General features: G+C 72.2%; 20 protein-coding genes. 12 read left to right on the top strand and 8 right to left on the bottom strand.

From position 1 onward, the window contains the following. Nucleotides 1-235: 235 nt before the first annotated feature. Together ACWY4P_RS29500 and ACWY4P_RS29495 are read left to right on the top strand one after the other, a co-directional pair. Nucleotides 236-736 carry a flavin reductase family protein gene (locus tag ACWY4P_RS29500; protein ID WP_456203395.1) on the top strand — a complete coding sequence of 167 codons (501 nt, stop codon included), beginning with the start codon at nucleotides 236-238 and terminating at the stop codon, nucleotides 734-736. Nucleotides 737-779: 43 nt separating this feature from the next. Further along, nucleotides 780-1,136 carry an arsenate reductase family protein gene (locus tag ACWY4P_RS29495; RefSeq protein ID WP_456203394.1) on the top strand — a complete coding sequence of 119 codons (357 nt, stop codon included), beginning with the start codon at nucleotides 780-782 and terminating at the stop codon, nucleotides 1,134-1,136. A gap of 10 nt (nucleotides 1,137-1,146) precedes the next feature. On the opposite strand, the gene ACWY4P_RS29490 is transcribed toward ACWY4P_RS29495, so the two are convergent. After that, nucleotides 1,147-1,527, bottom strand: a complete 381-nt coding sequence (locus tag ACWY4P_RS29490) for a hypothetical protein (RefSeq protein ID WP_456203392.1) — start codon at nucleotides 1,525-1,527, stop codon at nucleotides 1,147-1,149. 29 nt (nucleotides 1,528-1,556) lie between these two features. Then, nucleotides 1,557-1,985 (bottom strand): alternative ribosome rescue aminoacyl-tRNA hydrolase ArfB, encoded by a 429-nt coding sequence (arfB, locus tag ACWY4P_RS29485; protein WP_456203390.1) that lies wholly within the window; start codon nucleotides 1,983-1,985, stop codon nucleotides 1,557-1,559. A 201-nt stretch (nucleotides 1,986-2,186) separates the two neighbouring features. Between arfB and ACWY4P_RS29480 the strand changes: the two genes are divergently transcribed. Then, on the top strand, nucleotides 2,187-2,762 hold the full coding sequence (locus tag ACWY4P_RS29480; protein WP_456203389.1) for a TerD family protein: 576 nt from the start codon (nucleotides 2,187-2,189) through the stop codon (nucleotides 2,760-2,762). A gap of 86 nt (nucleotides 2,763-2,848) precedes the next feature. Here the strand turns inward: ACWY4P_RS29480 and ACWY4P_RS29475 are convergent, their stop codons facing one another. Continuing rightward, nucleotides 2,849-3,430: a Uma2 family endonuclease gene (locus ACWY4P_RS29475; protein ID WP_456213098.1), complete on the bottom strand. Its 582-nt coding sequence runs from the start codon at nucleotides 3,428-3,430 to the stop codon at nucleotides 2,849-2,851. A gap of 190 nt (nucleotides 3,431-3,620) precedes the next feature. Between ACWY4P_RS29475 and ACWY4P_RS29470 the strand changes: the two genes are divergently transcribed. After that, nucleotides 3,621-4,049: a DUF2690 domain-containing protein gene (locus tag ACWY4P_RS29470; RefSeq protein ID WP_456203387.1), complete on the top strand. Its 429-nt coding sequence runs from the start codon at nucleotides 3,621-3,623 to the stop codon at nucleotides 4,047-4,049. Nucleotides 4,050-4,312: 263 nt separating this feature from the next. Here ACWY4P_RS29470 and ACWY4P_RS29465 read toward each other — a convergent pair whose 3' ends face one another. Both ACWY4P_RS29465 and ACWY4P_RS29460 read right to left on the bottom strand, forming a co-directional pair. Beyond that, the gene (locus tag ACWY4P_RS29465; protein ID WP_456203385.1) at nucleotides 4,313-5,194 is read right to left on the bottom strand and encodes an SDR family NAD(P)-dependent oxidoreductase; all 882 of its coding nucleotides are present in this window, start codon (nucleotides 5,192-5,194) and stop codon (nucleotides 4,313-4,315) included. Further along, nucleotides 5,191-5,913: an SDR family oxidoreductase gene (locus tag ACWY4P_RS29460; protein ID WP_456203383.1), complete on the bottom strand. Its 723-nt coding sequence runs from the start codon at nucleotides 5,911-5,913 to the stop codon at nucleotides 5,191-5,193. The genes ACWY4P_RS29465 and ACWY4P_RS29460 overlap by 4 nt, the downstream gene beginning before the upstream one ends. Before the next feature lie 85 nt (nucleotides 5,914-5,998). Between ACWY4P_RS29460 and ACWY4P_RS29455 the strand changes: the two genes are divergently transcribed. Continuing rightward, entirely contained in the window at nucleotides 5,999-6,628 is a 630-nt protein-coding gene (locus ACWY4P_RS29455; protein ID WP_456203381.1) for a TetR/AcrR family transcriptional regulator, read from the top strand. A gap of 74 nt (nucleotides 6,629-6,702) precedes the next feature. Here the strand turns inward: ACWY4P_RS29455 and ACWY4P_RS29450 are convergent, their stop codons facing one another. Then, a complete protein-coding gene (locus ACWY4P_RS29450; RefSeq protein ID WP_456213097.1) occupies nucleotides 6,703-7,407 on the bottom strand; it encodes an SDR family oxidoreductase in 705 nt (234 codons plus the stop codon). Between the two features lie 314 nt (nucleotides 7,408-7,721). Between ACWY4P_RS29450 and ACWY4P_RS29445 the strand changes: the two genes are divergently transcribed. The 5 genes from ACWY4P_RS29445 to ACWY4P_RS29425 all read left to right on the top strand — a co-directional run bounded on the left by ACWY4P_RS29445 (nucleotide 7,722) and on the right by ACWY4P_RS29425 (nucleotide 13,066). Then, nucleotides 7,722-8,630 (top strand): helix-turn-helix transcriptional regulator, encoded by a 909-nt coding sequence (locus ACWY4P_RS29445; protein WP_456203379.1) that lies wholly within the window; start codon nucleotides 7,722-7,724, stop codon nucleotides 8,628-8,630. A gap of 283 nt (nucleotides 8,631-8,913) precedes the next feature. Beyond that, entirely contained in the window at nucleotides 8,914-10,527 is a 1,614-nt protein-coding gene (locus ACWY4P_RS29440; protein ID WP_456203377.1) for a M4 family metallopeptidase, read from the top strand. A gap of 171 nt (nucleotides 10,528-10,698) precedes the next feature. Beyond that, nucleotides 10,699-11,784, top strand: coding sequence for an S-(hydroxymethyl)mycothiol dehydrogenase (locus tag ACWY4P_RS29435; RefSeq protein WP_456203375.1), 1,086 nt, complete (start codon nucleotides 10,699-10,701; stop codon nucleotides 11,782-11,784). Further along, the gene (locus ACWY4P_RS29430) at nucleotides 11,784-12,422 is read left to right on the top strand and encodes an MBL fold metallo-hydrolase (protein ID WP_456203373.1); all 639 of its coding nucleotides are present in this window, start codon (nucleotides 11,784-11,786) and stop codon (nucleotides 12,420-12,422) included. Before ACWY4P_RS29435 ends, ACWY4P_RS29430 begins: the two co-directional genes overlap by 1 nt. A 146-nt stretch (nucleotides 12,423-12,568) precedes the next feature. After that, the gene (locus ACWY4P_RS29425; protein ID WP_456203371.1) at nucleotides 12,569-13,066 is read left to right on the top strand and encodes a hypothetical protein; all 498 of its coding nucleotides are present in this window, start codon (nucleotides 12,569-12,571) and stop codon (nucleotides 13,064-13,066) included. Here the strand turns inward: ACWY4P_RS29425 and ACWY4P_RS29420 are convergent. Further along, the gene (locus ACWY4P_RS29420) at nucleotides 13,051-13,764 is read right to left on the bottom strand and encodes a pentapeptide repeat-containing protein (RefSeq protein ID WP_456203369.1); all 714 of its coding nucleotides are present in this window, start codon (nucleotides 13,762-13,764) and stop codon (nucleotides 13,051-13,053) included. The two genes, ACWY4P_RS29425 and ACWY4P_RS29420, sit on opposite strands and share 16 nt — an antisense overlap. A 165-nt stretch (nucleotides 13,765-13,929) precedes the next feature. Here ACWY4P_RS29420 and ACWY4P_RS29415 point away from each other — a divergent pair, with 165 nt between their 5' ends. Together ACWY4P_RS29415 and ACWY4P_RS29410 are read left to right on the top strand one after the other, a co-directional pair. Beyond that, nucleotides 13,930-15,129 (top strand): FAD-dependent oxidoreductase, encoded by a 1,200-nt coding sequence (locus ACWY4P_RS29415; RefSeq protein WP_456203367.1) that lies wholly within the window; start codon nucleotides 13,930-13,932, stop codon nucleotides 15,127-15,129. Between the two features lie 101 nt (nucleotides 15,130-15,230). Further along, a complete protein-coding gene (locus ACWY4P_RS29410; protein ID WP_456213096.1) occupies nucleotides 15,231-16,241 on the top strand; it encodes a zinc-binding dehydrogenase in 1,011 nt (336 codons plus the stop codon). 194 nt (nucleotides 16,242-16,435) lie between these two features. On the opposite strand, the gene ACWY4P_RS29405 is transcribed toward ACWY4P_RS29410, so the two are convergent. After that, entirely contained in the window at nucleotides 16,436-17,572 is a 1,137-nt protein-coding gene (locus ACWY4P_RS29405; RefSeq protein ID WP_456203365.1) for an aminopeptidase P family protein, read from the bottom strand. Between the last annotated feature and the right edge of the window lie 8 nt (nucleotides 17,573-17,580).

The raw sequence follows: 17,580 nt of genomic DNA, 5'->3' as shown, positions 1-17,580 counted from the left end.
CAAGCGTGGGAGCGCTCCTGAATTTTGTGAATGCAAATCCCGAAACACCATTCAGCCACTCATCCGAAGGTCGCGGACTGCCGCCCCCGGCGTACGGCGGATACGGCCCGCGACCTAGGACCGGCCTGGTCCCGGGGCCCGATGCGGGGCCCCCCGGGCCCGCGTTAGCGTTCGGTACGTGCCGCACCCATCGAGTTCCGCCCCGGCCCAGCCCGCCATCCCCCATGCTGGTGGGGTGAGTGAGGACGAGTTCCGTGCCGCCCTGTCCCGACTCTCCACGGGCGTGGTACTGGTGACCGCCCACGACCCGGAGGACGGGCCGCGCGGCGAGGACGTCGGCATGACGGCCACCGCGTTTATGTCGGTGTCACTTGACCCGCCGCTCGTCATGGTAAGCGTTCGCAACGGCTCGCGGATGGACGACCTACTGACCCGACAGCCCCTCTGGGCGGTATCGGTCCTGTCGGAAAGTCAGCGCCACATAGCGGGACGATTCGCCATGAAGGGTCGTATCAGCGACAGACTGCTGTTCGAGGACATCCCCTATACGCGCGGTGACGCCACGGGCGCACCCCTCGTCGGCGGAGCGCTCGCGGTCGTGGAGAGCCGCACCGAGCAGCGGGTGACGGCGGGCGACCACACACTGGTGGTGGGCCGGGTGCTGTCGGCGGGGACCCCGAGCGCGGACGGCGGCCCGCTGATGTACTTCCGGGGCCGCTACCGCACGCTGGGGTAGCCTCCCCCACGCTCCCCCAGCGACCGAGAGACCCGAAACACCCATGGAAATCTGGATCAACCCCGCCTGCTCCAAGTGCCGCTCCGCGCTGACCCTGCTGGACGCCGAGGGCGCCCAGTACACGGTGCGCCGCTATCTGGAGGCGCCGCCGACCGCCCAGGAGATCGAGGACGTCCTGCGCCGCCTCGGCCTGGAGCCCTGGGACATCACCCGCACCGGCGAGTCCGTCGCGGCCGAACTGGGCCTGGCGGACTGGCCGCGCGAGGAGTCCGCCCGCGCCCGGTGGATCGAGGCGCTGGCCGCCCATCCGATCCTGATCCAGCGGCCGATCATCACGGCGGACGACGGCACGGCGGTGGTGGGCCGCACCCCGGACGCGGTCCGCTCCACCCTCCCCTAGCCAGCCTCGGCTATTCGGCCGGGTCGCTGGACAGGCCCCAGGGCCATTCGACATCACCCACCGGGTGGACGAGCTTCCCGGAGGCGAAGACGGCGTACTCCGGCCGCCACCCGTAGGCGAAGTCCGGGTCGTCGGCGAACCGCAGTGCCAGGGTGCGGACAGGCAGGCACGGCCATGCTTCGACTTTGAGCGACAACGGAGTGACCTGCGAGCAGGTAACGCAGCCGGTGAACATGTCGACCCGCGTCTCGCACCGACCACCACCCGTGAAGATGTATGAGGCGCCCATCCGCTTGGGCTCATGGGCGACGAGCCGTTCGAAGCCCGCCTCATCCAGCCGCGTCAGCAGGAAGTCGAGCAACTCCTCCACGAAGCCCTCAAAGCGCGCCACCCCGACCAGCCCCGATCAATCCCAGTCCCCTAGCCCCAGTCCCGCCCGGACCGCCCCCGCTTGGTGTCGCCGCGCTGCTTCTTCTCCCGCAGCCGCCGCTCGTTGATACCGCGTGGGATACGGGTCGCACGGCGCGGCTTGGGCGGCGGCGCGGTCGCCTCGGCCAGCAGCGACGCGAGCCGGACCGCCGCCGTCTCACGGTTGCGCCACTGCGAGCGGTGCTCGGACGCCCGTACGGTCACCACTCCGCCGACCAGCCGCCCCGCCAGCCGCTCCAGCGCGCGCTGCTTCCACACCGGCGGAAGCGCCTCGGTCTCGGCCAGGTCGAAGCGCAGCTCCACCTGGCTGTCGCTGGTGTTGACGTGCTGCCCGCCCGGCCCGGACGACCGCGAGAAACGCCACATGAGCTCGGCCTCCGGCAGGGAGACCGAGCCACGGATGACATAGGGCCCGGACATGCCCCCTATGATCCCGCGCCGGCGGAGGGCCGTCACCTGCTTTTGCGCCGCGGCGAGGGCGAGCCGCTCGGCGATAAGGTTTGGCAAAGAAGGTAAAGGAACCTGGAACCGGCGGGCGGCTGACGGCGTTGTGGAGGGTGACGGTAGCTTCGTCCGGAGTACGAAGCCCTGAGGACTCGACCACCACGAAAGGGACACCCCATGGCTGTAAGCCTGTCCAAGGGCGGCAACGTCTCGCTCACCAAGGAGGCACCGGGCCTGACCGCCGTCACGGTCGGCCTCGGCTGGGACGTCCGCACCACCACCGGCACCGACTTCGACCTGGACGCAAGCGCCATCGCCGTGAACCCGAGCGGCAAGGTCTACTCGGACCAGCACTTCATCTTCTTCAACAACAAGTCCACCCCGGACCAGTCCATCGTCCACACCGGTGACAACGTCACCGGCCAGGGCGAGGGCGACGACGAGCAGATCAACGTCAACCTGGCGGCCCTGCCCGCCGACGTCGAGAAGATCGTCTTCCCGGTCTCCATCTACGACGCCGAGTCCCGCAGCCAGAACTTCGGCCAGGTGCGGAACGCCTTCATCCGCATCCTCAACCAGGCCGGCGGCGCCGAGATCGCCCGCTACGACCTCAGCGAGGACGCGGCGACCGAGACCGCCATGGTCTTCGGCGAGCTGTACCGGAACGGCGCGGAGTGGAAGTTCCGCGCGGTCGGCCAGGGCTACGCCGCGGGTCTGTCCGGCATCGCCAAGGACTTCGGCGTCAACGTCTGACGGACGTAGCGCACGAAACACTGAGGGCCGCCCCGTCAAGGGGCGGCCCTCAGCCGTGTCAGCGGTCCCGGCGGATCAGCAGCGGATCAGAATTCGCTGGTGTCCAGCTCGAATTCGAAGGGATATGGCAGGGCGACCGTCTTGCCGATCTCCACCTCGGTCCGCCGAGCGTAACGCTGCCCGGACGGCTCGGTGTGCACGACCACGTGGCCCCTATCCCTGTCGATCAGGAGATAACAGGGGATGCCCGCCTGGGCGTAACCGCGCAGCTTCGGTCCTCGGTCGTTCTCGGCGGTCCAGTGCGAGGTGACCTCGCCGACAAGCAGCGTGGGGCTGGGGTCGTGGTACTCCAGCGCGTCGCTGAAGCTGCCTTTGGGCGCGATGACGAGATCGGGTACGACCTTGCCGGTGGGTGACGCGCCCGGGATGAGAAGCCCGATGCCGGTGTACCGCCCCAGGTCCTTCCGGTGGTCGCGCACTTGCCCCGTCACTTCGGACACAATCTCTTCGTGCTCGCCATCGGCGGGAGGCACCACGTGGATTTTCCCTTCGATGAGTTCCACGCGCCACCCCTCAGGGGTTGCCGCGCTCAACGCCACGAAGGCTTCCTCGACCGATGAAGCGGTGTTCCCGTCGGTGTCCGTGTGCGGTACACGCTCGGAGGCCATCAGTGCCACGGTGGACCTCCTTCGTACGGAGCGACACTCCCAGCCTAGGCGAGCAGCCGAGGGGTGAATGGGCCAGACATCACCCATACGAGAAATGTCCAGCGTTCCCGCAGGTCAGCACGTGACCCAGTCCTACCTCTTGGCGGCGTGGTCGACGAGGAGACCCGCTGCCACGGCTCCAGGAGGATTCGTGAAAACACGTACCGTCATCGCCGCGACACTGCTGGCCTTTGGTGCTGCGGCGTGGGGGGCTCCCGCGACGGCGGCCCCGGCTACCGCCGCGGCCACCTGCCACGGACCCACCTGCACCGGGCAGGAGACCAACGGCACGACATGTGCCAACGACGCGCGCAACGTACGGACCACGACGTCCCAGGGGCGCACCATCATCCTGCGGTACAGCCCGTCCTGCCGAGCCGCCTGGGGCAAGATCATCAGGGCGTCAGTCGGAGACAGGGTCGACGTCGCGAACAGCAAGGCCCCCAGCAACTACTACACCAGCCGCGTCAACTCCGGCAGCGACGCACACACCCGCATGGTGAACGACGCCGGATACGTCGCGAACTCCTGCGGCCGCACCGCATCGGGTGCGTCGCTGGGATGCACCCAGGTCTACTGACGACCCACCGCGCAAAGGGCCGCGCACCGGCCCGGCAGTCATCCCAGCCCGCCGGGGCACACCCACCAGGTGTGCCCCGGCCCGCCGCACCGTCCGCGACTACGAACGCCTTCCCCAGCGCAGGGCCACTGTGCACGCCCAGCGCCTCGTCGGGCCCTGCCCCCTGGAGAAGAACTATGGAGGCTGCGTCATAACAGCGCCCGCCACCGAGCCGTTCATGCCTCGCTCCACGGAGGCGGCGAGCAGAAGCAGAGCGTCAGGAGTCAGGTCCGCCCCTGCACCAGGGCCCGCGCGACAAGATCCTCGGACAGCTCGCGCAGCCTCCGCCGCGCCTGCGCGTCGTAGGCCTGGGAAGCCGCACGGAATTCCTCCGCGCCGTTGAAGTAGCGGCCGGAAGGCACGCCGCGCGCGGGTGCGGCGAGGAGGTGAAGGACCGCTTCCATGCCTTCCTCGACCGTGCTCCACGGCGCGACGCCGGCCTCGCGGACCATGGTCGTGGCCATGTACGTCGCGGGGTGCAGCGCGCCGACGAAGACGGCGGCGGGGTCGAGTTCGTCGGCCAGGTCGAAGGTGAACATGATCTGGGCGAGCTTGCTCTGCGCGTAGGCGCGCGAGCGGTCGTAGCCGCGCTCCAGCATGACGTCGGTGAAGTCGAGCGCCTGCTGGCCCACGGAGGCGACGTTGACGACGCGGGCCGGGGCGGAGCGGGTGAGCAGGGGCAGCAGGCGGCGGGTGAGGTGATAGCCCGCGAGGTAGTTGACAGCGAACCGGAGTTCGTAGCCGTCGGCGCTCTCCTCGCGGCCCCGGCCGGACGGGCCGCCGCCGAGGCCGGCGTTGTTGATCAGGACGTCCAGCCGGTCGTGGCGGGCGAGGACTTCGTCCGCGAGGCGGTCCACCGCCCGCAGGTCGGCCAGGTCGGCGAGCAGCACCTCGGCGCTGCCGCGACCCGCACCGGACCCGAGCCCGGACCCGACCGCCGCATCCCGGACGCGCTCGCACACCTCCTCCGCCCGCTCCGCGTCCCGTCCGTGGATCAGCACATGCGCGCCCTCGGCGGCGAGCCGCACGGCCAGCTCGCGCCCGAGCCCGTCCGTCGAGCCGGTGATCAGTACGGTCCGGCCCGCGACCGCGGGGCGCACCGTCACAGCGCCGCCGCGTTGAGCCGCAGGCCGCCGTCGACCGACAGGACGGTGCCCGTGGTGTAGCTGTTGCCGATCAGATACCCGATGGCGTCGGCGATGTCCTCCGCCATGCCCACGCGCCCGGCCGGGGTGACCTTGGCGTAGCTGTCGAAGGCCTGCTGCCGCGCCTCGGCGGGCATCCAGTCCCACCACGGGGTGGCGACGACGCCCGGGGAAACCGCGTTGACCCGCACCGGCGCGAGTTCCACGGCCAGCACCGGGACCATGGCTTCGACGGCCGCGTTGACCGCCGCCAACCCCGCCGTGCCGGGCAGCGACGCGCCGGACGATCCCGCGGTGATGAACGTCAGCGAGCCTTCGGGGGCGAGCACCTCGAGCGCCGCCCGCGCGGCGACCGTCTGGGCGATGAGCTTGCCCTCGACCGCGGTGCGCAGCTCGTCGACCGCCAGGTCCTTGAAGGGGCCGGCCGCCGAGGCGCCGGTGGCGGTGATCACGACATGGTCGACCGTGCCGAGGCCGGTGAAGAAGGCGCGCATCGCCGCCTCGTCACGCGCGTCCACGGACTGGCCGGTGGCGCCCTCGCCCAGCTTTTCCAGGGCGGCCGCCAGACGGTCCGCGTCCCGCCCGGTGATCACGACCTCGCGGCCCGCGGCCGACTGCCGCTCGGCCGCGGCCAGCCCGATGCCCGAGGTACCGCCGATGACCACGATTCGTTCTGTCATTGCTTGCTTCTCCTCAACACCATTTACGAGGCACGGTGACTCGTTAAATCTAATTCGAGGCATGGTGTCTTGTAAAGTGGGTTCCATGACAGGCACCCCGGCGCGCGGCAGACCGCGCAGTGAGCAGGCACGGCGAGCCGTCCTGGCCTCGGCGCTGGAGCTGTGCCAGCGCGACGGCTTCCAGCCGCTGACTATCAAGGGGATCGCCGAGGCGGCCGGGGTCGGGCGGCAGACGGTCTACCGCTGGTGGCCGACGAAGGAGGCCGTACTGCTGGAGGCGTTGCGCGACCTGACGGAGCGCGAGGCCCCGACCCTCCTCCCGGACACCGGCGATCCGCTCCGCGATCTGGAGTCGTTCCTGGTCGCCGCCTACACCATGACCGCGCGGCTGACCGGCCAGGCCGTCGCCGGGCTGATGGCCGAGGCCCAGCGCGACCCCGAGCTCGCCGACCGGCTGCAGGCCGGGCTGCTCGCGGCGCGCCGCCGGGCGCTGCGCGAGGTGCTGGAGCGGGCGGTACGGCAGGGGAAGCTGAGCGAAAACGCGGCCTCGCTCGACCTCGCCGTCGATCTCGCCTTCGGGGTGATGTGGTACCGGCTCATGAGTCGGCACGCGCCCGTGGACGCCGGGCTCGCCCACGAGGTGTCGGCCTCGCTGCGCCGACTGCTCGCCCCTCCGGGCGACGCTGCCCCGCCGGGCGAGGCCGATGCCGGGTAGGGCCCGCCGGGTAGGGCCCGCCGGGTAGGGCCCGCCGGGTAGGGCCCACGCGCCCCCGGCAGCGCGGGCCGAGGTCACGCCTGGCGCGTGGGGAGGACGATCACCTGGCGCAGGTTCACATGGGCCGGGCGGCTGGTGACATACGCGATCAGGTCGGCGATGTCCTCGGAGGAGAGCCCTCCGAGGGCGGCGAACATGTCGTCCAGCTGGCCGGTCGCCTCCGCGTTGTCGACGTGGTCGGCGAGCTCGCTCTCGGTCAGCCCGGGCTCGAGGTTGGTGACGCGCACGTTCCGCGGGCCGAGTTCGGAGCGCAGTGACGCCGACAGATGGGTGAGCGCGGCCTTCGTCGCCGAGTACACCGCGTAGTTGGGGAACGTCATATGCGCTCCGATGGAGGAGATGTTGACGAGGTCGGCGGGCCTGCCGTCCGCCGCCGCGGCCAGCAGGTCCTGGGTGAAGGCGCCCACGACGCGCAGCGCTCCGGTGAGGTTGGTGTCCACCATGCGGGTCCACTCGTCGGCCCGGCCGGCCTCGACCGGGTTCGGCAGCATCACCCCGGCGCCGTTGACCACCAGGTCCACCGGGCCGAACGCGTCGTGGACCCGGGCGACACCGGCGGCGACCGCGGCCTCGTCGGTCACATCGACCGGGACCGCGAGGGCCTGCCCGCCGTCGGCCGTGATCTTCCCGGCCAGTTCCTCCAGCCGGTCGGCGCGCCGCGCCCACAGCGCCACCCGGGCGCCCCGGGCGGCGAGCAGCCGGGCGGTCGCGGCACCCATGCCGCTGGCGGCCCCGGTGACGACGGCGGTGCGCCCGGCGAGGTCGGCGGTACCCGCGGCGTGGTCGGTCGTGCGCCCGGCGAGGTCGGTCCGGCGCGAGTCTGCGTGGTTCATCTCGTGTGCTCCTGAGGTGTCGTGCGGTGGTGTCGCGTGGTGGTGTCGTGCGGTGGTGTCGCGTGGTGGTGTCGTGCGGTGCGGGAACCCCCCGCCACGTCCTCAAGGTTGCGGCCCTCGCGCCGCCGTACCCAGGGTGATGCTTTTCCTGGGTCTGCCAGTACCAGGTTGGCGGCGGAGGGCTCGCCTACCCTCAAGGCATGCACGACGACGCTCTCGGTGACTTCCTGCGCTCACGGCGCGCCCGTATACGCCCCGAAGAGGTGGGGCTGATCTCCCATGGGCGCCGCCGGGTACCGGGGTTGCGCAGGGAGGAGGTGGCCCAGCTGGCCGGGGTCAGCGTGGACTACTACGTCCGGCTGGAGCAGGGGCGCGGGTCGAACGTGTCCGACGCGGTGCTCGACGCGGTCGCGCGGGTGCTGCGGCTGACCGAGGCCGAGCACACCCATCTGCGGGATCTGGCCAGGCCGAAGCGGGGCCGGGGCCGAGGGGCGGCGCGGGAGGGCGGCGGGCGGGCGCTCCGTATGGGGGTGCGCACCCTGATGGAGACCATGACGGGCACACCCGCCTTCGTCCTCGGACGGCGGATGGACATCCTGGCGTGGAACGCCCTCGCGGACGCGGTGTCGGGCTTCTCCGCGATGGCCGAGGGGGAGCGCAACGCCGCCCGGCACACCTTCCTGGACCCGGCGGCCCGCGAGTTCTACACCGACTGGGCCACCGTGGCCGCGGAGACGGTGGCCTATCTGCGGCTGGACGCGGGACGGCACCCGGGCGACCCGCTGATGGCATCGCTGATCGGTGAACTGGCCATGAAGAACGAGACATTTCGCCGACTCTGGGCCGACCACCCGGTCAAGGAGAAGACACACGGGGTCAAGCTCATGCGCCATCCGGTCGTGGGCGATCTGGAGCTGGGATACGAAACGCTCGCTCTGCCCGGCGATCCGGACCAGCTCCTGGTCGCGTACACAGCCGTGCCGGGCTCGGCCGCCGCGGAGAAGCTGGCGGTGCTCGCGAGCTGGGCGGCCAGCCAGGGCGGGGCGGGTTCGGCGGCCGAGGGCGGCCGCGCGAAAAGTGACAAGCCCTCATCTTCCAGGCGCGGCTGAGTGGCGAAAACCTGACCTGAATCGCCTCCGAAGAGACAACGCCAAGTCAAATTCTTGTTTCAGACCTGTCCGAACAGGTCGTTCGATGACAATCTCTGCTCGGTCACCGCGCATGTCAGATGCACGTCAGATGACCGCGCGCCAGGTGCCGGCACCACCGAAGCATGCACCACTCACGCATCACTCATGCACCACTCCTCGCACCACCGGGCGGCCCACCCATGGCTGCCCGCACCCCCTACACAGGGCCGCGACCCCGCGGACCCCAAGGCAAGGAGACCGAGTGAGATCCATCGCTTCCGCCACCCGCAAGAAGACCCTTCGCACCGCGGCCCTCGTCGCCTCCGCCGCGATGGTCGTGATCGGCGTACAGACCGGCCCGGCCAGCGCCCAGGCCGAGCGCAGCCGTGAAGCGGGCGCGACGGCGCTGCCGCTCTCCGCCCAGGAGCGCGCGTCCGCGATCAAGGCCGCGCAGGCCGACGCCTCCGCCCAGGCCGAGTTCCTCGGGCTCGGGGCCCAGGAGAAGCTCCTGGTGCGGGACGTCATCAAGGACGCGGACGGCACGGTTCACACCCGCTACGAGCGTACGTACGCCGGGCTGCCCGTCCTCGGCGGCGACCTGGTCGTCCACGAGAAGGCCGGCGGCGCGCGCAGCGTGACCAAGGCGACCTCGGCCAAGATTTCCGTGCCGACCACCTCCGCCGACGTGCCGTCCGCCGACGCCAAGAGCGCAGCTCTCAAGGCGGCGCCCACCGACGACAAGGCCGGCAAGTCGCCGCGCAAGGTCATCTGGGCGGCGACCGGGAAGCCCGTCCTGGCCTGGGAGACCGTCGTCACCGGCATGCAGAAGGACGGCACCCCGAGCGAGCTGCATGTCATCACCGACGCCGCCACCGGCAAGAAGCTGTTCGCCGACGAGGCCGTCGAGACCGGCAGCGGCACCAGCAAGTACAGCGGCACGGTGACGCTCGGCACCACCAAGAGCGGCAGCACCTACAGCCTCACCGACAGCACGCGCGGCAACCACAAGACCTACGACCTGAACCAGGGCTCGTCGGGCACCGGCACCCTGTTCACCGACGCCGACGACGTGTGGGGCGGCGGCCGCCAGACGGCCGGCGTCGACGCGCACTACGGCGCCGCGTTGACCTGGGACTTCTACAAGAACGTGCTGGGCCGCAACGGGATCAAGAACGACGGCGTCGGCTCGTACTCCCGGGTCCACTACGGCAACAGCTACGTCAACGCCTTCTGGCAGGACTCCTGCTTCTGCATGACCTACGGCGACGGCTCCGGCAACGCCAACGCGCTCACCTCGGTCGACGTGGCCGGCCACGAGATGAGCCACGGCCTGACCGCGGCCACCGCCAAGCTCAACTACAGCGGCGAGTCCGGCGGCCTCAACGAGGCCACCTCCGACATCTTCGCCTCCGCCGTGGAGTTCTACGCCGCCAACTCCGCCGACGTCGGTGACTACCTCATCGGCGAGAAGATCAACATCAACGGCGACGGCACCCCGCTGCGCTACCAGGACAAGCCCAGCAAGGACGGGGCGTCCAAGGACTACTGGTCCTCGACGCTCGGCAACATCGACGTCCACTACTCCTCCGGGCCCGCCAACCACTTCTTCTACCTGCTGTCCGAGGGCAGCGGCGCGAAGACCATCAACGGCGTGAGCTACAACAGCCCGACGTACGACGGCTCCACGGTCACCGGCATCGGCCGGGACAAGGCCATCAAGATCTGGTACAGGGCCCTGACCACGTACCTGACCTCCACCTCCAAGTACGCGCAGGCCCGCACCGCCACGCTCAGCGCGGCGACCGACCTGTACGGGGCGAGCAGCACCGAGTACAAGGCCGTCGCGGCCGCCTGGACCGCGATCAACGTGAAGTGATCATGAAGTGACCACGAAGTAGGCGCGGCGACGGGCCGCACCGCAACCCGGTGCGGCCCGTTTCCTGTCCCGCCCCTCCTCCCGGCGCTCCTCTCCCCGCCGCCCGTGCCCCCGGCGCTCCTGTCCCCGGCGCTCCTGTCCCCGGCGCTGATCGGCACTTACGCTGCTGCCATGACTCAACACGTACGCGGTGTCATCGCCCCGGGCAAAGGCGAGCAGGTCAGGATCGAGACGATCGTGGTGCCGGACCCCGGGCCCGGCGAGGCGGTGGTGCAGGTGCGGGCGTGCGGTGTGTGCCACACCGACCTGCACTACCGGGAGGGCGGCATCAACGACGAGTTCCCCTTCCTGCTCGGCCATGAGGCGGCGGGCGTCGTGGAGTCCGTCGGGGAGGGCGTCACCGAGGTGGCCCCCGGTGACTTCGTGATCCTCAACTGGCGTGCGGTGTGCGGCCAGTGCCGGGCCTGTCGCCGCGGCCGCCCCTGGTACTGCTTCGACACCCACAACGCCGCCCAGCCGATGACGCTCACCGACGGCACCCCGCTGTCCCCGGCCCTGGGCATCGGCGCGTTCGCCGAGAAGACGCTGGTGGCGGCCGGGCAGTGCACCCAGGTCGACCCGGCCGCATCGCCCGCGGCGGCGGGCCTGCTGGGCTGCGGCGTGATGGCCGGCCTCGGCGCGGCGATCAACACCGGCGCGGTGGGGCGCGGCGACTCGGTCGCCGTCATCGGCTGCGGCGGCGTCGGGGGCGCGGCGATCGCCGGGTCCCTGCTGGCCGGAGCCTCGAAGATCATCGCGGTGGACGTGGACGACCGGAAGCTGGAGATGGCGCGCACGCTGGGCGCCACCCACACCATCAACGGCACGGCGGCCGACGTCGTCGAGGCCGTCCAGGAGCTGACCGGCGGCCACGGCGCCGACGTCGTGATCGACGCGGTCGGCCGGCCCGAGACCTACCGCCAGGCCTTCTACGCCCGCGACCTCGCCGGCACCGTGGTGCTGGTCGGCGTGCCCACCCCGGAGATGAAGCTTGAGCTGCCGCTCCTGGACGTCTTCGGGCGCGGCGGCGCGCTCAAGTCCTCCTGGTACGGGGACTGCCTGCCCTCCCGCGACTTCCCGCTGCTGATCGACCTGTATCTCCAGGGGCGGCTCGACCTCGACGCGTTCGTCAGCGAGACGATCGGGCTCGACGACGTCGAGGACGCGTTCGCGAAGATGCAGCGCGGCGAGGTGCTGCGCTCGGTGGTGACGCTCTGATGACTCCCCCGCCCGTACGCGTCGACCGGCTGGTCACCTCCGGCACCTTCTCCCTGGACGGCGGCACCTGGGAGGTGGACAACAACGTCTGGCTCGTCGGCGACGACAGCGAGGTGTACGTCATCGACGCCGCCCATGACGCGGACGCGATCGCCCGGGCGGTCGGGGGCCGGCGGCTGCTCGGCATCCTGTGCACCCACGGCCACGACGACCACATCGACGCGGCCCCGGACGTCGCCGACCGCACCGGCGCGCCGATCCTGCTGCACCCGGAGGACGAGGTGCTGTGGCGCATGCGCCACCCCGACCGCAAGCCGGACCGGGCGCTGGCCGATGGCGACGTCCTCACCGTCGCCGGCACCGAACTGCGGGTGCTGCACACCCCCGGCCACTCACCGGGCGCGGTCTGCCTGTACGCCCCCGCGCTGACCACGGTCTTCTCCGGGGACACGCTCTTCAAGGGCGGCCCCGGGGCGACCGGCCGCTCGTACTCGTCCTTCCCGACGATCATCGACTCCATCCGGGAGCAGCTGCTGCCGCTCCCGCCCGAGACCGTCGTACGCACCGGCCACGGCGACCCGACCACCATCGGCGACGAGGCCCCGCACCTGGAGGAGTGGATCGCCCGCGGCCACTGAGCGCGTCCCGCGCCGGTCCGCGCCGTCCCGTCCGGCGGGCCGGCGCGGACCGGTAAATACGGCTGGGTGCGGGCCGGGTACGGGCCGGGTACGGGCCGGTGGGTGCGGGCCGGTGGGGCCGCGACCGCCGTGACACCATCGACCGTGTGATCGACCTCGGCTACTCCCTCTCCCGCCGCTTTCCCGACCCCCCGCAGACGGACTATCGCACCGCGGATGTGCACACCCTGCGCCACGACCTGTTCTGCGGCGACGTCTACCTCGCCGACACGGAAGCGGACCGCGAGCTGTCCACAGCCTGGGGATGGGTGCCCGTGCTCGACTTCGCCTGGGCGCTGAGCGACATCGTCGAGCGGCTCGACCGCGACCCGCTCGGCAGCCGCTCCGCTCGCCCCGTCCACGCCGAGCTGGACTTCACCGAGTCGACCGACCGGATGCTCTTCGAACGGCGCTTCGGCTGGGTGGACATCACGGCCGACTGGGCGCCGGCCGAGGAGCCGCCGCTCACCTTCAACCACGCCGCGCTGCGCCGGGAGGCCCGCGACTTTCTGCACGACCTGATCGAGGACCTCACCGATATGCACGAGGGGCTGGCCGACAACCCGGCGGTGTGGGAGCTTCAGGCCCGCTACCCCCGCGTCTGACCCCCGGTCCGGACCGCCGCCTCGACCCGTATGCCCAGCCGGGCCGCGAGCGCCGGAGCCAGATCGAGCAGCTGCGACGGGCTGATCACCGCGCCCGCCAGGTGCTCCACGCCCCGCGCGATGTCCAGCTCCGTGACGTCGCGCAGATCGACGTCCGTCATCCGCGCCTGCGTGAAGTCCGCCCCGCGCAGCGCGCAGTCCACGAACTCCACCCGCTCGAGCACCGCCCCGCCGAAGTCCGCCTCCGCGAGCACGCACCCCTCGAAGACGACGTCCGTCAGCCGGGCCGTCCGCAGATTCAGATAGTCGATCTTCCCGCCGCGCACCAGCACCCGCTCCAGCACCGCCCCGTGCAGCTGGACCCCGCCCAGCCGGGCGTCCACCAGCTCCACATCCCGCAGCCGCGCCTCCGAGACATCGGCGCCCACGCCCCGCACGCCCTCCAGCACACAGTCGAGGAACCTGGCCCGGGACAGCCTGGCCTCGTCGAACCCGCAGCGGCGGAACCCGCAGTCCAGGAAGCGGGCGCCGCCCGCCCGCTGCCCGGCGAAGTCCAGGTCGGCGAAGTCCAGCCCGTCGTAGTCCCCCTCCGGCTCCAGCTCCCCGCCCTCGTAAGGCCGCAGCTCGGGCAGCGCCACCTCCGGCCGCCGCGCCGCCCGCACCCCGCCCGCCGCCCCGCTCCTGCCGCGCCCAGCCATACCCGCTCCGTCCCGTCCGCTCACCATGTCGCGCTCGCCGTGACCCGCTCTCCATCGTGAACCACACCACTGACAACGGCCCGATGTCACACCTCGCCCCGCCCCGTCGTCGTACTCGTGAAGCGCGATCCGACCCGGGTCGCAGTACGGGAAGGAGTGCTGCTCATGCGTCGTATCACCGTCATCGGCGGCGGCCTGGCCGGCCTCACCGCGGCCATCGCCGCCGCCGAGGCCGGAGCCGTGGTGACCCTGCACGAGGCCCACCACACGCTCGGCGGCCGCGCCCGCACCGCCCCCGGCCCGTACCGCACCAACGAGGGCCCGCACGCCTTCTACGCGGGCGGGCCGCACTGGTCGTGGCTGAGGAAGCGCGGGCTGCTCGGCCCGCTCGCGAGCATCCCGCCCCTGGAGGCCGCCCGGCTGCGCTTCCACCGCGCCGGGCGGCTGCGCCGCGTGCCGCCGGCCGCCATGCTCAGGCTGCTGCTGGCCAAACGGGCGCCGGTCGACGCCGACTTCACCACCTGGGCGACGAGCGTCGCCGGCGCGGCCGGGGCTCGCGCGGCCGCGAACTACGTCGGCGTCGCCACCTTCCACCACGCCCCCGGGCGGCTGTCCGCCGCCTTTGTCCAGGAGCGCTTCCGGCGCTCCGCCAAGGTGCCGCCGGAGGCCCACTATGTGCGGGGCGGCTGGGGCTCGGTCGTCGAACGGATGGCCGACCACGCCTGGAAGCTCGGCGTACGGCTCGAGACCGGCTCCCGCGTGGACGCGCTGCCCACCGACCAGGGCCCGGTGATCGTCGCGACCGCGCTGTCCGCCGCCCGTGCGCTCCTCGGCGACGCCTCGCTCACCGGGGAGAGCGGCCGTACGGTCCTGGTCGACCTGGCCGTACGCACCCGGCGCGGCGACGCGTTCGCCGTCTCCGACCTCGACTCCCCCGGCTGGCTCGAACGCTTCACGGCCCAGGACCCCTCGCTGGCCCCGCCCGGCGAACAACTGCTCCAGGGCCAGGTGCCCATCGCCCCGGACGAGACCAGGGCCGACGGCGTCGCCCGCGCCGAACACCTGCTGGACCTGGGCTTTCCGGGCTGGCGCGAGCGTACGGTCTTCCGGCGGGTGGCCCTGGCGACCGGGCGTACGGGGGCGGTGGACGCACCCGGCACCACCTGGCGGGACCGGCCGGCGGTCCACCGGGGCGACGGGGTGTATCTGGCGGGTGACCAGGTGGCCGCGCCGGGGGTGCTCTGTGAGGTGTCGTTCAACAGCGCGCTCACCGCGGCCACGCTCGCGCTCGGCGGGCGGACCGGGGGCGCGTCGGTGGCTGCGCCGGGGGCCGCTTCGGGGGCTGCGCCGGGGGCGCCCCGGTGACCGCCGTCACGTCTCCGCGCGGCTCAACAGCCCTTGACCTGAAGTTTGGTTGAGGTTGGAGGGTGACCGTACGACAGCCCCACGAGCCCTGGGAGACCACCATGTACGCCATCCGCCTGCACGCCTTCGGCCCCGCCGAGAACCTGGTCTTCGAGAAGACCGACGATCCGCTGCCGGGCCCGGGTGAGGTCCGGATCGCGGTCGCCGCGGCCGGGGTCCATCTGCTCGACACCGCCCTGCGCGAGGGCCGGACCACCGCCATACACGCCGCCCCCGAACTGCCGACCATCCCCGGCCGCGAGGTCGCGGGCACCGTCGAGGCGCTCGGCGAGGGCACCGACCCGACGTGGCTGGGCAAGCGCGTGGTCGCCCACCTCGGGATGGTCCCCGGCGGCTACGCCGAACTGGCCGTGGTCGCCGCCGGGAAGCTCTACGAGGTGCCCGCGAACCTGGACGAGGCGCAGGCCGTCGCCATGATCGGCACCGGCCGGACCGCGATGGGGATCCTTCAGTTCGCCGACCTGACCGCCGGCGACGTCGCGGTCGTCACCTCGGCGGCGGGCGGGATCGGCCAACTCCTGGTGCAGTACGCGCGGCACGCGGGCGCCACGGTCGTCGGGCTCGCGGGCGGCCCCGAGAAGGTGGCGCTGGTGCGCGAGCTGGGCGCCGACATCGCCGTCGACTACACGGCCCCGGGCTGGCCGGACCGGGTCCGCGCCGCCCTCGGCGGCCGGGCCGCGACCGTGCTGTTCGACGGCGTCGGCGGCGAGCCCGGCCGCGCGGGCGTGGACCTGCTCGGCCCCGGCGGCCGTCACCTCGTCTTCGGCTGGTCCTCGGGCGGGTCGCTCACCGGCGGTGACGGCCCGCTGGAGTTGAGCGAGGAGGAGCTGACCGCACGCGGGATCACCTCCCAGGTCGTGCTCGGCCCGCCGATGCTGGCGAAGGCCGGCGGCCTGGACCCGCTGCGCACGCTGGAGGAACGCTCCATGGCCGAGGCCGCGGCCGGCCGCCTCGTCCCGGGGGTGCACCGCTTCCCCCTCGCCGAGGCGGCAGCCGCCCACCGGGCCCTGGAGACGCGCGCCACGACGGGCAAGGTCGTCCTGGTGCCGTAGCCGTCCCGGTGCCGTAACCAGACCGGGCCGCCGGGGCCGGTGCCGCTCCACGAGGGGAGAGCGGGGCCGGCCCCGGCGGGCCTCAACCAGCTACCGCCCCGCCGCGGGCCTCTCCAGCCGCCGCCCCGCCAGGGGCACTCCCGGCGGCCCGGGGGCGGGCCCCTTCGGATCCCCGACCCTCAGGCCCCCGCCCCTCAGGCCACCACCCGCAGCTCGCGCGCCGTGTTGTTCAACCGCCGCCCACCCGTCTCCGTGCAGGTCACGATGTCCTCGATGCGCACCCCGAACCGCCCCGGCAGATAGATCCCCGGCTCGATCGAGAAGCACATCCCCGGCACCAGCGGCAACTGCTCACCCTCCGCCATGTAGGGCGGCTCGTGCGTCGTGACGCCGATGCCGTGGCCGGTGCGGTGGATGAAGTACTCGCCGTAGCCCGCCTCGGTGATCACCTGGCGCGCCACCCGGTCGATGTCCTGGCAGGCCGCCCCCGGCCGGACCGCCTCGAACGCCGCCTGCTGCGCCTCGCGTACGACGTCGTGGACCTTGAGCTCCTCCTTCGTGGGCTCGCCGACGTGCACCGTACGCGTGGTGTCGGAGCCGTAGCCGTCCTTGAGGCCGCCGAAGTCCAGCACCACCATGTCGCCCTCCTCGATCACCCGCTCTCCGGCCTCGTGATGCGGGTTGGCGCCGTTGGGGCCGGAGCCCACGACCGTGAAGTCGACCTGGCTGTGGCCGTACCGCAGCAGCAGCGCGCTGAGGTCGGCGGCGATGTCGCGCTCCCGCCGCCCGGCGAAGCGGACCCGCACGATCTCCTCGTACGCCGCGTCGGCGGCCGCCCCCGCCGACGCGAGCCGCTGCACCTCGTGGGTGTCCTTGACCGCGCGCAGCATGGGCAGCGCCTCGCCCATCGCGGAGTAGGAGGTGTCCGGGAGGGTGCGCTGGAGGCCGAGCAGGTGGACGGCCCAGGTCTCGTCGGAGATCCCGTAGCGGCCGCGCGGCGGCAGCATGTCCGCCGCCGCGCGGTACGGGTCATTGCCGTCGGTCCAGCCGGTCACCTCGGTCGCCCCCACGCCGGTCGCGGCCAGAGCGTCCGGCCGCTCCAGCAGCGGCACCAGGAGCCGGGGCGTCTGCCCGGGGACGAGCAGCAGCGCGGTGAGGCGCTCGGTCTCCGCCGGGGGACGGTAACCGCACAGATGGACCATGTCCGGGCCGGGGGTGACCACCAGCCCGGACAGCCCGGCGTCGGCGGCGGTACGGGCCGCCCGGGACATCCGGGCGGTGTAGTCATCGAGGGTCATGGGGGCGAGCTGTTGCTCGGCGGGCGTCGGCATGCGCACAG

It is taken from the genome of Streptomyces sp. LZ34 (assembly GCF_053890475.1).
This window is presented reverse-complemented; position numbering and strand designations above follow the sequence as displayed.

Coding starts and splice junctions, on each gene's coding strand:
- ACWY4P_RS29495 (WP_456203394.1), top strand. CDS start 780: ATGGAAATCTGGATCAACCCCGCCTGCTCCAAGTGCCGCTCCGCGCTG.
- arfB (WP_456203390.1), bottom strand. CDS start 1,985: ATGTCCGGGCCCTATGTCATCCGTGGCTCGGTCTCCCTGCCGGAGGCC.
- ACWY4P_RS29480 (WP_456203389.1), top strand. CDS start 2,187: ATGGCTGTAAGCCTGTCCAAGGGCGGCAACGTCTCGCTCACCAAGGAG.
- ACWY4P_RS29475 (WP_456213098.1), bottom strand. CDS start 3,430: ATGGCCTCCGAGCGTGTACCGCACACGGACACCGACGGGAACACCGCT.
- ACWY4P_RS29460 (WP_456203383.1), bottom strand. CDS start 5,913: ATGACAGAACGAATCGTGGTCATCGGCGGTACCTCGGGCATCGGGCTG.
- ACWY4P_RS29455 (WP_456203381.1), top strand. CDS start 5,999: ATGACAGGCACCCCGGCGCGCGGCAGACCGCGCAGTGAGCAGGCACGG.
- ACWY4P_RS29450 (WP_456213097.1), bottom strand. CDS start 7,407: ATGGGTGCCGCGACCGCCCGGCTGCTCGCCGCCCGGGGCGCCCGGGTG.
- ACWY4P_RS29445 (WP_456203379.1), top strand. CDS start 7,722: ATGCACGACGACGCTCTCGGTGACTTCCTGCGCTCACGGCGCGCCCGT.
- ACWY4P_RS29435 (WP_456203375.1), top strand. CDS start 10,699: ATGACTCAACACGTACGCGGTGTCATCGCCCCGGGCAAAGGCGAGCAG.
- ACWY4P_RS29430 (WP_456203373.1), top strand. CDS start 11,784: ATGACTCCCCCGCCCGTACGCGTCGACCGGCTGGTCACCTCCGGCACC.
- ACWY4P_RS29420 (WP_456203369.1), bottom strand. CDS start 13,764: ATGGCTGGGCGCGGCAGGAGCGGGGCGGCGGGCGGGGTGCGGGCGGCG.
- ACWY4P_RS29415 (WP_456203367.1), top strand. CDS start 13,930: ATGCGTCGTATCACCGTCATCGGCGGCGGCCTGGCCGGCCTCACCGCG.
- ACWY4P_RS29410 (WP_456213096.1), top strand. CDS start 15,231: ATGTACGCCATCCGCCTGCACGCCTTCGGCCCCGCCGAGAACCTGGTC.
- ACWY4P_RS29405 (WP_456203365.1), bottom strand. CDS start 17,572: ATGCCGACGCCCGCCGAGCAACAGCTCGCCCCCATGACCCTCGATGAC.